The organism is Halobellus sp. Atlit-38R (genome assembly GCF_003665925.1).
GTDB classification, from domain to species: Archaea; Halobacteriota; Halobacteria; order Halobacteriales; family Haloferacaceae; genus Haloquadratum; species Haloquadratum inordinatus.
In genome coordinates, this window is record NZ_QXIJ01000393.1 from 1 (window position 1) to 437 (window position 437).

Genomic DNA, 437 nt, shown 5'->3' on the forward strand with positions numbered 1-437 from the left:
TCTTCCACCCGCCGGGGAGCATCACGACAAACGCTGGCGACACCTACTCCGTCTACACCTACTTCTGGAAGAAGTGGCGCGACCGCGACAAGCCCGACCCGTACCCGGAGCCGGACGCCGACGACCTCGTCGACGCCGCAACGCTCGAATCCGCGGCCGAAGACCTCACCAACGGCGACGCAGAGTTCGACATCGCCGTCGGCGGCCTCCCGACCATCTCGGACCTCGGCTTCGAGGAGCCATCGGCATCGGTCCAGTCGGCGGGGACCGAGGCGGCCCGCGAGCGCCTCTCGGCGTTCTGCGCGGACGCCATCTACCGCTACGCCGACGACCGCGACTACCCGACGCGGGACGCCACGTCGCGGCTCTCGACGGACCTCAAGTTCGGGACCATCGGCATCCGCGAGGTGTACGCGGCGACCGCCGCGGCCCGCGAG

At 70.3% G+C, this 437-nt stretch carries 1 pseudogene; it reads left to right on the forward strand.

The features are described from left to right. A pseudogene (locus D3D02_RS20025) lies at positions 1-437 on the forward strand (deoxyribodipyrimidine photo-lyase); the annotation flags it as partial.